General features: G+C 71.2%; 11 protein-coding genes and 1 pseudogene. 8 read left to right on the plus strand and 4 right to left on the minus strand.

Translation table 11 applies throughout. The annotated features are described in order from the left end of the window. Positions 1 to 27 precede the first annotated feature (27 nt). From Raf01_RS16380 to Raf01_RS16390, 3 genes are read left to right on the plus strand one after another with little or no spacing between them, the layout of a single operon-like run. Positions 28 to 2,112, plus strand: coding sequence for a golvesin C-terminal-like domain-containing protein (locus Raf01_RS16380; protein ID WP_203918737.1), 2,085 nt, complete (start codon positions 28 to 30; stop codon positions 2,110 to 2,112). After that, positions 2,109 to 3,716, plus strand: coding sequence for an MGH1-like glycoside hydrolase domain-containing protein (locus tag Raf01_RS16385; RefSeq protein WP_203918738.1), 1,608 nt, complete (start codon positions 2,109 to 2,111; stop codon positions 3,714 to 3,716). The genes Raf01_RS16380 and Raf01_RS16385 overlap by 4 nt, the downstream gene beginning before the upstream one ends. Next, positions 3,682 to 5,604 carry a glycoside hydrolase family 127 protein gene (locus Raf01_RS16390; RefSeq protein WP_203918739.1) on the plus strand — a complete coding sequence of 641 codons (1,923 nt, stop codon included), beginning with the start codon at positions 3,682 to 3,684 and terminating at the stop codon, positions 5,602 to 5,604. Before Raf01_RS16385 ends, Raf01_RS16390 begins: the two co-directional genes overlap by 35 nt. Before the next feature lie 6 nt (positions 5,605 to 5,610). Here Raf01_RS16390 and Raf01_RS16395 read toward each other — a convergent pair whose 3' ends face one another. Then, positions 5,611 to 6,489: a phytanoyl-CoA dioxygenase family protein gene (locus Raf01_RS16395; protein ID WP_203918740.1), complete on the minus strand. Its 879-nt coding sequence runs from the start codon at positions 6,487 to 6,489 to the stop codon at positions 5,611 to 5,613. A 96-nt stretch (positions 6,490 to 6,585) separates the two neighbouring features. Between Raf01_RS16395 and Raf01_RS16400 the strand changes: the two genes are divergently transcribed. Next, entirely contained in the window at positions 6,586 to 7,497 is a 912-nt protein-coding gene (locus Raf01_RS16400; RefSeq protein ID WP_203918741.1) for a helix-turn-helix transcriptional regulator, read from the plus strand. Positions 7,498 to 7,534: 37 nt separating this feature from the next. On the opposite strand, the gene Raf01_RS16405 is transcribed toward Raf01_RS16400, so the two are convergent. After that, positions 7,535 to 8,566: an NAD(P)-dependent alcohol dehydrogenase gene (locus Raf01_RS16405; RefSeq protein ID WP_373319534.1), complete on the minus strand. Its 1,032-nt coding sequence runs from the start codon at positions 8,564 to 8,566 to the stop codon at positions 7,535 to 7,537. An 88-nt stretch (positions 8,567 to 8,654) separates the two neighbouring features. Between Raf01_RS16405 and Raf01_RS16410 the strand changes: the two genes are divergently transcribed. Both Raf01_RS16410 and Raf01_RS16415 read left to right on the plus strand, forming a co-directional pair. Beyond that, positions 8,655 to 9,341 carry a TetR/AcrR family transcriptional regulator gene (locus Raf01_RS16410; protein WP_239133655.1) on the plus strand — a complete coding sequence of 229 codons (687 nt, stop codon included), beginning with the start codon at positions 8,655 to 8,657 and terminating at the stop codon, positions 9,339 to 9,341. Positions 9,342 to 9,380: 39 nt separating this feature from the next. After that, positions 9,381 to 9,662 (plus strand): cupin domain-containing protein, encoded by a 282-nt coding sequence (locus tag Raf01_RS16415; RefSeq protein WP_203918743.1) that lies wholly within the window; start codon positions 9,381 to 9,383, stop codon positions 9,660 to 9,662. On the opposite strand, the gene Raf01_RS16420 is transcribed toward Raf01_RS16415, so the two are convergent. After that, complete coding sequence (locus tag Raf01_RS16420; protein WP_203918744.1) at positions 9,646 to 10,797, minus strand: S1 family peptidase; 1,152 nt, start codon at positions 10,795 to 10,797, stop codon at positions 9,646 to 9,648. The two genes, Raf01_RS16415 and Raf01_RS16420, sit on opposite strands and share 17 nt — an antisense overlap. A gap of 252 nt (positions 10,798 to 11,049) precedes the next feature. Here Raf01_RS16420 and Raf01_RS16425 point away from each other — a divergent pair, with 252 nt between their 5' ends. Further along, positions 11,050 to 11,466: a hypothetical protein gene (locus tag Raf01_RS16425; RefSeq protein WP_203918745.1), complete on the plus strand. Its 417-nt coding sequence runs from the start codon at positions 11,050 to 11,052 to the stop codon at positions 11,464 to 11,466. On the opposite strand, the gene Raf01_RS16430 is transcribed toward Raf01_RS16425, so the two are convergent. Then, on the minus strand, positions 11,463 to 11,834 hold the full coding sequence (locus tag Raf01_RS16430; protein ID WP_203918746.1) for a VOC family protein: 372 nt from the start codon (positions 11,832 to 11,834) through the stop codon (positions 11,463 to 11,465). The genes Raf01_RS16425 and Raf01_RS16430 overlap by 4 nt on opposite strands. A gap of 516 nt (positions 11,835 to 12,350) precedes the next feature. On the opposite strand from Raf01_RS16430, the pseudogene Raf01_RS16435 reads away from it, so the two are divergent. Then, positions 12,351 to 12,857: pseudogene (locus Raf01_RS16435) on the plus strand (S8 family serine peptidase); the annotation flags it as partial.

The following is a 12,857-nucleotide window of genomic DNA, read 5'->3' on the forward strand; positions in this document are numbered from 1 at the left end:
ACTTCCGCCCTAAGGAGAGTCAGTCGCATGAACCTGCCCATCAGCCGGCGCGCGTTCACCCTCAGTCTCGCCGCCGGTGCCGCCGCAGCCGCCCTGCCGTCCCGGGCACTCGCCTCCGCGCCGACGGCCGGCACACCGTTCTTCGCCGAGACCACGCTGTGGGACACCACGGTCGACCCGCTGGCCAGCTACCACGTGCACGGGTTGGCGGTCCTGCCGGACGACACGATCATCGCCGCTACCGAAGGACGCCACGAGGTGTGCGACGCGGGCGCCCACGACCTGCTCATCAGACGCAGCACCGACGGCGGGCAGACCTGGACCCCGTCGCAGACGGTGGAGCAGTCGGTGGACGGCCAGTGCTGGAGCAACCCCACCTTCGTCGTCGACCACATCACCGGCGAGGTGTTCCTGTTCCACAACCTCTGCGAGCGGCTGCCCGGCAACACCAGCTGTTCCGCGGACTCCAGCACGGTCTACGTCATCTCCAGCACGGACGGCGGCGTCACCTGGAGCGAGCGGCGCAGCCTCGCCGGGCTCTTCGACGGCTTCCCGTACAACTGGGCGATGCACGGCCCCGGCCCGGGCCACGGCATCCAGCTCGACACCGGACGGCTGCTGCTGACCGTCGGGCACCGCACCGTCATCACCGGCGTCCCCACCGAGGACCGCAACTACGGCGCGTCGACCATCTACAGCGACGACCACGGCCGCACCTGGCAGGCCGGCAGCGCGGTGCCGATGGCCGCCGGCCACCCGACCGTCGGCGAAGCGACCCTGGTGCAGCGCGAGGACGGGACGGTCGTGGTCAACAGCCGGCCCGGATCGGGCAACGACTGGCCGCGTGACATCGCCGTGAGCACGGATCGCGGCCTCACCTGGTCGCTGCCCACCATGGACTTCAACGCCGGCCTGTTCAACGGCGTCCAGTCCAGCCTCGTCCGTTACACCGGCGGCCCGCACAGTAGGGACGTCAGCCGGCTGCTGTTCAGCCGGCCGGACGCGCCGATGCGGTGGAACATGACCGTCTCGGTCAGCTACGACGAGGGTTACTCGCTGCGGTACAGCCGGTCGATCAGCCCGATCCGCGCGTACTACTCGGATCTGGCGCACCTGTCCGACGGTACGATCGTGCTGCTCTACGGCTGCGACGGCGACCTCGACGGCACTCCGCGCCGGGTCGCCGTCGCCCGGTTCAACCTGGAGTGGCTGACCCAGGGCCGGGACAGCCTGGCCACCGGGCCGCGGGTGACGTCGAAGACCCACGACCTGGGCCGCCCGGCGCCGCGCCCCAGCCGATCCGGTGGGACCGTCGCCGTGGTCGCCGACGCCGCCGCGGTCGGGGGCGCCCGCGCGGCGTACACGCCCGGTGCGGCCGGTGACTTCATCGAGTACCCGTTCGTGGCCGGCCCCGGCCAGTACGAGCTGTGGCTGCGCTACTACCGGTCAACGGACGGCGGGCTGGTGGCCGTGGCCGTGGACGGAAAGACGGTGCGTAACTCCACAGTGGACCTCACCTCCTTCCGCGGCGACGGGTACGACGTGGTGCTGCTGGACACGTTGCGACTGCGGCCCGGACGGCACACCATCCGGTTCACCCTCGCCGGTGCCGGGCTGGGCGGCGGCACCGCCATCTCGCTCGATGAGCTCAGCCTCGTCGAGGCGCACGCGCGGCCGGACGTCCGGGAAGAGGTCACTGTCGACAACGGCGGGCTCGGCTTCGAGGTCGTGGGCACCTGGAAGAGCAGCCGCACCAGTCCTGGGTACTACGGCTACAACTACCTCGCGCACGATCCCGGCGATCCCACCAGCCTCGCCCGGTTCCGTCCCGCGCTGCCCGGGGACGACCGGTACGAAGTCCTGGTGGCCTACTCGGCCGACACCAACCGGGCGACGACCGCGACCTACGTGGTGCACCACGCGGACGGCGCGACCCCGGTCGTGGTCAACCAGAAGCTGCATGGCGTACCGGACATCCGGACCGGCGAGTGGGTGTCCATCGGTGTCTTCCGGTTCCGTGGCGGCATCGACGGCTACGTCGAACTCAGCGGTAACGCGAACGGCGCCGTCATCGCGGACGCCGTCCGCTTCCGCCGCCAAGTGCCGGCGTGACGGCCGCGAGTCGCGAGCACCTGGACGCGGCCCGGGGACTGGCGGGTCCCCGGCGCCGCGCCCGGGGCGATGCGGTGCCGCCGCCCGCAGAGGACGAGTGGCTGGCCGCGAACGCTCCGGACTTCTCCTGCCCGGACCCGCTCCTGTCCGGCGTCTACGATTACCGGTGGCGGGTCTTCTACCGGCACCTGAGCCGTGGCGACGCTGGCTGGACGATCAGCGAGTTCCTGCAGCCGGGCCCGGGCCGGGCATTCGGCACCGTGAACGCGGCGGCCGGCCACCACATCTACGACGGCCGCTGGCTGCGCGACCCCCGGTTCGTCGACGACTACGTCCGCTTCTGGTACACAAACCCCCGCGCCGAACCGGGCCGCTACACCGAGTGGATAGCGGACGCCGTCTGGCGGCGCTGCCTGCTCACCGGCGACCTCACCGTTCCGGTCTCAGTGCTGCCCGGCATGGTGGCCGCCTACGAGGCGCGGGAAGCGGACAGCCTGCACCCGAGCGGCCTGTTCTGGGCACACGACCTGGCCGACGCGATGGAGTTCTCGATCAGCGGTGACGGGCTGAGACCGTCGGTCAACAGTTACCAGTACGGCAATGCCCGGGCCATCGCGCACCTCGCCCGCATCGCCGGCGACCCGGTGACCGCGGACCGCTTCGCCGACCGGGCGCAACGGCTGCGCCGGCGCGTGCTGAACGTCCTGTGGGACGGCGAGTTCTTCAAGACGCGTCCCCTGTCGGCGGCGGGTGAGGCGGAGTACCTCGGGACCGCATCGGTGCGGCGGCGCCTTCCGGAGGCCGAACGGCTTTCTCCGGTGCCACCCTGGGGCAGCGCCGGCTGCGGCCGCAACGCCAGGGAACTGATCGGCTACCTTCCCTGGTACTTCGGGCTGCCGCAGGGCGAGGTCGACCCGGAGCCGGCCCTGGCCGAGCTGACCGACCCCGCCGGATTTTCGGGCGCCTTCGGCCTCCGTACCGCCGAACGCCGCCACGCGCGCTACCGCTTTCCGGTCGCCACGACCGATCCGCGGTTCCTCTGCAAGTGGAACGGGGTCAGCTGGCCGTTCGCCACGAGCCAGACGCTGACCGCTCTGGCGCGGTTGCTGCACGGAAACGAGGTGTCCCGCGACACCTGGGCACCCGTGTTCCACTCGCTGCTGCTGCGGTACGCCGCGGCGCACGTGCCGCGCGGCGACCGTGAATCCGGCGGCGACCGTGAATCCCGCGGCTACCAGCTGGACGAAGACCTCGACCCGGAGACCGGCGAGTGGGTGACGCGCGAGTGGCGACGCGCCAACGACCCACGGCGCGTGGACGTCGGGAAGGACTACTACCACTCGTCGTTCGTCGACCTCGTCCTCGGCGGCCTGGTCGGTCTCGACGTGGACGAGGACGGCGTGCTGACGGTCGATCCTCTGATTCCCCGCGGGGTCTGGCACTGGTTCCGGGTGCGGTCACTGGCGTTGCGCGGGCGGACGGTCGACGTCGTGTGGGACGAACCCGGTCTGCCCGCCCGCGATCGGCGGGGGCTTCGCATCATCGTGGACGGAAGGACGGTGGTGGCACGTGACGACCTCGGCGTGCTCTCAACGCAACTCTAGCGGTGGCCCGGCGGCACCCAGCGACACCGCCACGGTGGCGCTGCGCCCGCTGCCCGGGTCCGGAAGCCGCCTGACCGGTGGGTTCTGGGCGCGGCGCGTCGCCGCCAACCGGGCCGCCCTCCCGGTCGGGTACCAGCGCCTCGTCGACGCCGGCAACATCGGCAACCTCCGGGTGGCGGCGGGGGAGACGGACGGCACCGCCGAGGGGGCCAGCTTCCGGGACTCCGACGTGTACAAGTGGCTGGAGGCGACGGCCTGGGAGCACGCCCGCGACCCCGACGAGGCGCTGCTCGACCGGCTGCGCGAACTCACCCGTATCATCGCCACGGCACAACGCGAGGACGGCTACCTCAACTCCGCCATCCAGGTCCGCGGCGAGGAACGGTACGCGCGGCTGTGGATGAGTCACGAGCTCTACTGCGCGGGCCACCTGTTCCAGGCCGCGGTGGCGGCCGCCCGGGCGACCGGGGAAACGGGGCTCCTCGACGTGGCGACCCGGTTCGCCGACCAGCTCGCCGCGACGTTCGGGCCCGGCCGCAGGCCGGAGCTCGAGAGGCACCCGGTGGTGGAGATGGCCCTGGTCGAGCTGTACCGGCAGACCGGCCGGCGGCGCTATCTGGAGCTCGCACAGTACTTTGTGGACGCCCGCGGTCACGGCCGGGCCACGAAGCCCGGGTTCGACCCGTCGCACTACGCCGACCCGGCCCACTACGCCGACCGGGTTCCGGTGCGCGAGGCGCGGACGCTGGAGGGGCACGCCGTGCGCGCGGTCTACTTCGCTGCCGGGGCCACCGATGTCGCGATCGAGACGGGCGACGCCGAGCTGCTGGCCGCGGTGCGCCGGTTGTACGACGCGACGCGGCGGCGCAAGCAGCACGTGACCGGTGCCGTCGGCTCCCGGTGGGACGGTGAGGCGTTCGGCGACTCGTACGAGCTGCCACCCGATCGGGCCTACGCGGAGACCTGCGCCGCCATCGGCACGCTGCAGTGGGCCTGGCGGCTGCTGCTGGCCACCGGCGATGCCGGGTACGCCGACCAGATCGAGTTGCTGCTCTACAACGCGATCCTGCCGGCCGTCTCGCTTGAGGGCACCGACTACTTCTACGTCAACACCCTGCACCGGCGCACCGGAGCGCGCGGCGACGTCCAGCGGTCCCCGGCCCACGGCCGGCGGCCCTGGTTCAACTGCGCCTGCTGCCCGCCCAACGTGATGCGTACCCTGGCCAGCCTCCCGGAGTACTTCGCCACCGGCGACGAGAACGGCCTGCGGATACACCAGTACGCTCCGGCCGCGCTGCGCGCCGGAGACCTGGCGGTAAAGGTCGAGACCGAGTACCCGTGGCAGGGACGGGTCGTGGTGACCGTCCGCGAGGCGCCGGACCGGGAGGTGGAGCTGGCGCTGCGCGTACCCGACTGGGCCGACGGATCCACTGTGGACGGATGGCCGGTGGTGGCCGGCGGGTACGCCTCTCTGCGGCGGGTGTTCCGGCCCGGCGACCGGATCGTGCTGGAGATGCCCATGCCGGCGCGACTCCTGGTGGCCGATGACCGGGTGGACGCCACCCGTGGCTGCGTGGCGGTGGCCCGTGGCCCGCTGGTCTACGCGATCGAACAACCCGACCAGCCCGACGGCGTGACCCTCGAAGACATCCGCATCGACCCGGCCGCCCCGCTGCGGCCCGAGCACCGGCCGGATCTGCTCGACGGGGTAACGGTGCTGAACACCACCGGCGCGGTCGCGGCCGATCGGCCCGGCGCGCCCTACCGCCCCTACGGCGGGCCGGCCCCGGTGGCGCGACCCACGCCCGTCACCCTCATCCCGTACTACGCCTGGGCCAACCGCGGCCCGCACGCGATGAGAGTGTGGATCCCGGCAACGGTCGGGTAGTGGGGTTCAGCGGTCGCAGCCGCCGTCCTTGTCCGGCCGCACATAGGCCCGCGTCAGGTCGGCGGTGCCCTTGTAGGCGTACGGGTCCTCGCCGGCGACGAGCACGATGTCGCGGTAGTCCCACCTTGCCGGCGCGGTACCCGGGGGCACCCGCCAGCACAGCGGGGACTCGGCGCTCATGTAGTGGTGCACCAGTGCCCGCCGGAAACCGTGCCGGCCGGTGTTGGGCAGCGACCGGTGCAGCAGGTACCCGTTGAAGACCACCGCCGACCCGGCGGGCACCTCGACCGGTATCGCGTCCTCGTCCCGGTACGGGAAGTCGTACGCCTCGATGGAGCAGTCGAAGCGGGCGTCGTCCTGTTCCCGGTCGGGGTAGAGCACGCCGCGGCGGTGCGACCCGGGCAGCACCCACAGGCAGCCGTTCTCGACCGTCGCGTCGTCCAGGGCGATCCACACCGCGAACAGCGACCGGTCGCGGGTGGGAATGAAGAACTCGTCCTGGTGCCAGGGCTGGCCCGGCCGGCCCTCCGACTTGATGAACAGCATCGACTGCATCGACTTGACGTTCGGCCCGACAACGCGGACCAGGGTGTCGACGATCCGTGGGTGCGCGACGGACCGGCGGACCAGCCCGGAGAGCTTGTGCGGGTGGTGCACGCACAGGTAGCGCCGCAGCACGTCGGCGTCGGAGTCGTCCCGGCCGGCGGCCGGTGCGTGCCCGATCTCACCCAGCTCGCCCCGGCAGATGCGGATCGCCTCGGCGTTGACCCCCGCGACCTCCTCGGGGCTCAGGGCATCCGGCAGGACGCCGTACCCGCCGAGGCGAACCTGTTCGATCAGCGCCTCGACGTCGGCGGCCGGTGTCGCGGGCGGCATCGGTGTCATGACTTCTCCCCGGTCGGTACGGCAGCTGCGTCAACAGTCTCGACCACATCCCGCACAGGCGGCCATGTCCACCGCTGCCAGGTAACCTGTCCGTTCGTGACCTCCGCGTCGGCCGGCATCCGGGTACGCAACGGACCCGCCGTCGCGCACTACCCGCCCGGCGCCACACTCGGGCCTCGAGTGCTGCCCGGCTACGAGTACGTCTGGATGCTGCGCGGCAACGCCACGTGGCGGTACGCGCCGGACGGCGGTGACCCGATGTCGGCACCGCCGCTCGGCCTCGAGCCCGGGATGCTGTTACTCGCCAGGCCGGGGCCGCGCGAACACTACGCCTGGGACCGGGATCGGCCGTGTGTCCACGGGTACGTCAGCTTCTACGTCGATGATGTCGCCTGGGTGGACGGGGCCGCCCCGCGCGCACCCGAGGGCTGGCCGTTGATCCGGCGTTTCTCCGCCGGGGACCCGATCGAGGCGCTGTGCCGATACCTGCTGTGGCTCGGCGGCACCGACGCACCCGGCGCGGCCGAGCGCACCGTCGACGTGCTGGGTTGGCTGCTCGACCTGTTCGTCAACGGACCGGTGGCCGCCGATGCCGGCGACGCGTTGCCCGCGCACCTGCGTCCGCTGGTCGACTACCTGCGCGCCGCCTGGCGCGACGGGCGGATGCGACCGCCGGGCATGGCCGAGTTGGCGGCCGCGGCGAACGTCTCGCCGGGGCACCTGGCCCGGATCTTCCGGCAGCGGTTCGGCACCGGTCCGGTCGCCGCCGTCGAGGCGGTTCGCCTTGCCCGCGCCGCCATGTTGCTGCAACGCAGCAACATCAGCGTCGGCGCGATAGCCGAGGTGTGCGGGTTCGCCAACCCGTTCCACTTCTCCCGCCGCTTCCGGGCGGCGTACGGGCTGCCGCCACGGGCGTACCGGCAACTGCGGCCGGAGGAGCCCCTTGAGCCGGTACGGCGGGCGGGACTGCTCCCGCTGGCGCGGCCGTTGCTGGGGGAGGACCAGTGAGCCGTCGCCGCCTCGGGAGCCGTGTGGTGCCTTGCCCTCACGCCGCTACGGAAACCGCGAGCTTGCCGATGGTGCGACCATCGAGCAGGTGGCGCACGGCCGCGGCGGTGTCGGCGAGCGGGTACGTGTGGTCCAGGACGGGTGCGACCTTCCCCGATCCGATCAGCTCGCTGAGGTCTTCGAGACCGTCGGCATTCTCGGACGCGATGAAGGTGCCCAACTTCTGGCTGACGAACGGCGACAGCAACTGGGCGCGCAGCTGCCGGTCGGTGCCGCCCAGCAGCTTGCCGCTCGTCTCGCCGCCGGCGATGACCAGCCGGCCCTGCGGTGTCAGGGCGCGGCGCAGGTCCGACAGGCCGCGGTTGCCGGCGATGTCGATGATGACGTCGTAGCGTCGCCCGTCCCCGAGGAAGTCCTGGCATGTGTAGTCGATGACGTGGTCCGCACCGATCCCGCGTACCGCGTCGAGCTTCGCCGTGCTGGCCACGGCCGTGACCTCGGCCCCGAACGCCTTCGCGAGCTGAACCGCGAAGGTGCCGGCGCCACCGGCCGCACCGGTGATCAGCACCCGCTGTCCGGACCGCACCCGCCCGTTGTCCCGCACCGCCTGCAGCGCGGTCAGGCCGGAGATCGGAACGACCGCCGCCTGCGCGAAGGACAGCCCGACAGGCTTGCGGGCCAGGCGTGCGGGGCGGGCAAGCGCGTATTCGGCGAACGTCGCCGTGCCGCTGCCATACACCTCGTCGCCCGGGGCGAATCCGGTGACTCCGGCCCCGACCGCCGCGACGGTGCCGGCGAGATTGCGGCCGGGGTTCGCGGCCTTCGGCTGGCGCAGGCCGAAGCCCGCCAGGCGGACCGGGTACGGCAGGCCGGACATGATGTGCCAGGTGCCACGGTCCACACTGGACGCTTCCACCCGCACCAGGACCTCACCCGTGCCGACCGCCGGCACGGGTCGCTGCCCGATCCGCAGCACATCCTCGGGCTGCGCACCGTAGCGGTCCTGCAGGATCGTCGCCATCGTGGTCGCGCTGTTGGTGGTGGCCGCGGGTCTGATCAGGTCGCTCATGGCTGCTCTCCTCTCTACGTCTACTTACACCGTAAGTAGACCTACTTACGGTGTAAGCTGTCAAGCGTCAGAAGGAGGACAGTCCACCGTGGCACCACGCAACACCACCCGAACGGCCAAACGCGATCCGCTGACCCGGGACCGGGTCCTGCGCAGCGCTGTCGAACTCGCCGACGCGAGCGGGATCGAGGCGTTGAGCATGCGCAAGCTCGGCGAGTCCCTCGGCGTGGAGGCGATGTCCCTGTACAACCACGTGTCCGGCAAGGAGGACCTGCTGGACGGGATGATCGACGTCGTCTTCGACGAGATCGAGCTGCCTTCGTCCGAAGACGGCTGGCGGGAGTCGATGCGCCGACGGGCAGGCTCGGTCCGCGAGGCGCTGTCCCGGCACCGCTGGGCCATCGGCCTCATGGAGTCCCGCGTCACCCCGGGGCCGGCGACGCTTCGCCACCACGACGCCGTGATCGGATGCCTGCGGCAGGGCGGATTCCCGGTCGCGTTGACCGCACACGCCTTCTCGGTGCTCGACAGCTACATCTACGGGTTCGCGCTGCAGGAGAAGAGCCTGCCCTTCGAAACCCCGGAGGAGACCTCCGAACTGGCACAGTCCATCATGGGCGGCTTCGCCGAGGGGGCGTATCCGCACCTGGCCGAGCTGGCCACAGCGCACATCCTGCAGCCCGGCTATTCCTACGGCGACGAGTTCGCCTTCGGGCTGGAACTCATCCTGGACGGCCTCGAGCGGGGCCTGCCGAAGGGCCGCCGGAGGAAATAGCGCGTCAAGACACGCGGAAGGCCCGCCGGTACGGCCAACGTGCTGGAGATGGACCCGGGCACGTCGTGGCCGAGGCGCGACGTCCACGAGCCCGGCCCGGAAGAGGTCTACGTGGTCGCCGGTATCTTCAGCGACGGCGCACGCGACTACCCGGCCGGCACCTTCCCGCACGCGCCGGTGGTGGTCGTGGCACGTGCCCGCGACCACCACCGGCTGCACGCTGTCTCTCTTCTATCCCTTGGGTTGAGGCTTCTCGTCTCGTTCGCGGGTCGACGCGGCGTTCACCCGGTCCGGTCGGCCGGCGTCAGGAGGCCACGGTGACCGGGTCGGAGGTGGCCTGGCTGGTGCCTGCCAGGTTGCCGCCGGACACCTGGCAGGCGATCTCGGCACCGGCAAGAGACACGTCCGGAACGAACTCCTGACCGGTCGCCCCGTCGATCGGTACCGGGATGATGAACGGGCCCGCCCGCAGGATCGTCGCCCACTGGTACATCACGGTCCTGGCCGGTCCGCCGCGCAGCGGATCCCAGCCGGCCGACACGCAACGGGCCGGAGCCCCGACCGTGACGGCACCGGAGACGGTCGGCCGACCGGCCGGGTACGGCTCCAGAACCGGGGCCGGCCGATACATCCATCCCCGAAAGGCGGTGGCGTCGGCGAAGTACAGGGGCGACGCCTGACCGCACTCCTTGCCCGCGGTCTCGCCGCCGAAGCTGAACGCGCCGGCCAGCAGGGCGACCCCGTCGCGGTACGTCACGACCGGACTGCCGCTGTCGTTGTAGCAGCCGGTGACCTCGCCCTGGTCGTCCTGCGCGCAAGCCACCGAGCCACCGTCCACAGTGGCCGGTGTCTGTGCCGCGCACGCGGCCGGATCGAGCATCGTCAGATTGCCCTGGTGCAGCACGTCATCGCGGAACTGGTCGGCACCGGCCAGCCCCGTCGAGCCGTGCGCGTACATGGCCACGGCGGTGCCCGGCCGCGGTCGCGAGGGTGCCAGCGGCAGCGGCCGGATGCCGGTCACCGGCCGGTCCAGAAGTACGATGGCCAGGTCGTCGCGGGCGCTGGACAGGTTGAGGTCGCTCGGATCGACGGGGGAGGGCAGTATCTGGTACCCCGGCAGGGTGGAGATGCCCCGGATGCCACGCACCTGGCCCGGATCGCCGGACAGCACCCGCGCGTCGATGTGCACCTCGGTCTGGCCCGGGTCGACGTGGTCCACGCAGTGCCCGGCGGTCAGCACCCGATCCGGCGTGATGAGTACACCCCCGCAGCCGGCCCGCTGCAGCAGCGGGGCGTCCGTCGCTGCGGGCGTCGACGCCAGGGTCGCCACCCATGGGGCCGTGGACGGGTCGTTGACGGGCTCGCCACCGGACATCGCCTGGCTCGGGCTCACTGTCGCGAAGACCAGCATGGCGGTACCGGCAATCGCCGTGAGGGGAACGAGGAAACGGATCATGGTGGGAGGCTATTGGCCCGGCAACACCCACTGCCTCCGGGCTTTCCCCCGAGCCGACCCCCAATCTTCGGAAGCGAACGCCAACCGCTCGTTGCCTTCCCGCAAGCCACAGCCGAAGCGGTTCCCTCTCGATCGGTCACAAACGCCGGCCGCCATCCGTGATAGCGATGACGGGTCGCCCGGGTCACCCGGGTCGGTCCGACACGACCGGCGGGGCCGTTAGGGCCGCCGTACCGCGAGAGGGAGGCTGTGATGGAAGCACCGGGTACGTTGTCCGGGCCCCGGGCCGCGACGTTCGTCGGGCTGGTCGCGGGCCTGGCCGCGCTCGCGGTCCTGTGGGCGTCCGGGAGGTTCCAGTTCCCGATGTATCCGCCGCCGGGCATCATCACCATGCTGGCTGGTGTGCTTCTGGTGGGGCTGGTTCCGCGCCGGTGGGCGCCCGGCGTGGGCGCTGTCATGGGATTGGTGATCCTCGCCGCGTTCCTGTACAGCGGCGGACCGCTCAACCTGGCCGGCCGGCAGGGTGCGATGGTGGCTCTCGGCAACTGGATTCAGATACCGGCGGGGTTCACTGCCGTGATCGGGGGTGTGATGGCGGTACGCACCGAAGGCCGGCTGGTTGCCCGTCGATCGGGGCGCCAACGGTCGGGCGAGACATCCGCCCGCTAACCCTGGTGCCGGCCGAACACGAGGCAGAACGGGTGGCCCGCCGGGTCCGCGAAGACACGGTAGCGGCCCTCCAGCTCACCCGGCAGCCGTCTGGCCCCCAGAGCCAGTAACTCCCGCTCCGCTGCCTCCACGTCGTCGACCCGGATGTCCAGATGCATCTGCTGGGGATGCCGCGGATCGGTCCAGTCCGGGGGAGTCCACCGGGGAACGCGTTGGAACGCCAACTGGCGTGCTCCGGGCTCGGAGCCGATCACGACCCAGTCTTCGCTGTCCTCGTTGACGCGCATGCCCAGGATCGTGGCGTAGAAGGCGGCCAGCGCACGGGGATCGAGGCAGTCGAGGACAGTCTTCTCCAGGCGACCGATCATGTCTCATCCTGGCACTCACCGCCGGCGCGCCGTGCGGCGCGGTCGAGACCGGCGACGATCGCACGCGCGACCGGCACCGCGTACGGCGACGTACCCATCCCGTTCGAACTGCTCGATCTCCTGGCTGTCCACGGCACCAGTCTGCCCAACGTCCCCACGCGGGGCAGCCGATATCTCGCCGCGAGCACCGATGCCCGTAACATGCGCATTTGCCAGATTTGGATGTATGGATTAGTTTGAGGTCGATCGTCGAGTTCGTCCCGGAATCCGGTCGCGAAGCTTCGTACCGATCCGCGCCGAACTCGGGGTCACTCCATACGGGTAAGACGCCTTACGGGAGGTACGGGGTTGACACCACGACGAAGAATTTCGATGGCTTTACTCGCCACCGGGCTGGTGTTCGGGCTCGGCCAGTCGGCATGGGCCGGGCCGAGCCGGTCGAGTGCCGGTGCCGCGGTGAGTGGCACGGCGTCGGCAGCGGCAACGGGCAAGCCGGGCACGGCCAAGCCGGCGACGGTGACGCTACTGACCGGCGACCGGGTCACGATGCGGCCGACAGGTTCGCGCAACATCCAGGTGGCGCCGGCCAAGGGGCGTGAGCACGTCAGGTTTCTGACCGACCGGGTCGGTGGCGACGTGTATGTGATTCCGCAGGATGCGGTGGCGCTGGTGCAGTCGGGCAAGCTGGATCGGCAGTTGTTCGATGTGTCCGCGCTGGTTCGGTTCCAGTATGACGATGCTGAGCGGGCGACGCTGCCGTTGATCGTTCAGTACCAGAAGGGCATGGCCCGGCCTGCTGCGGTCAGCGCGCATGGGGCGCGGGTGACTCGCAACCTGGCGGCGGTGAATGGTGCCGCTGTGTCGGCGGCCAAGGGCTCGACCGACGCGTTGTGGCCGACGCTGGTCAGTGGGGCCGGTACCGTTCATCCGAGCGTCGCGCCGGGCATTGCCCGGATCTGGTTGGACGGGCGGCGCAAGGTGCTCGACGACGTGAGTGATCCGCAGATCGGTGCGCCGGTGGCG

Source organism: Rugosimonospora africana, from assembly GCF_016862975.1.
GTDB classification, from domain to species: Bacteria; Actinomycetota; Actinomycetes; order Mycobacteriales; family Micromonosporaceae; genus Rugosimonospora; species Rugosimonospora africana.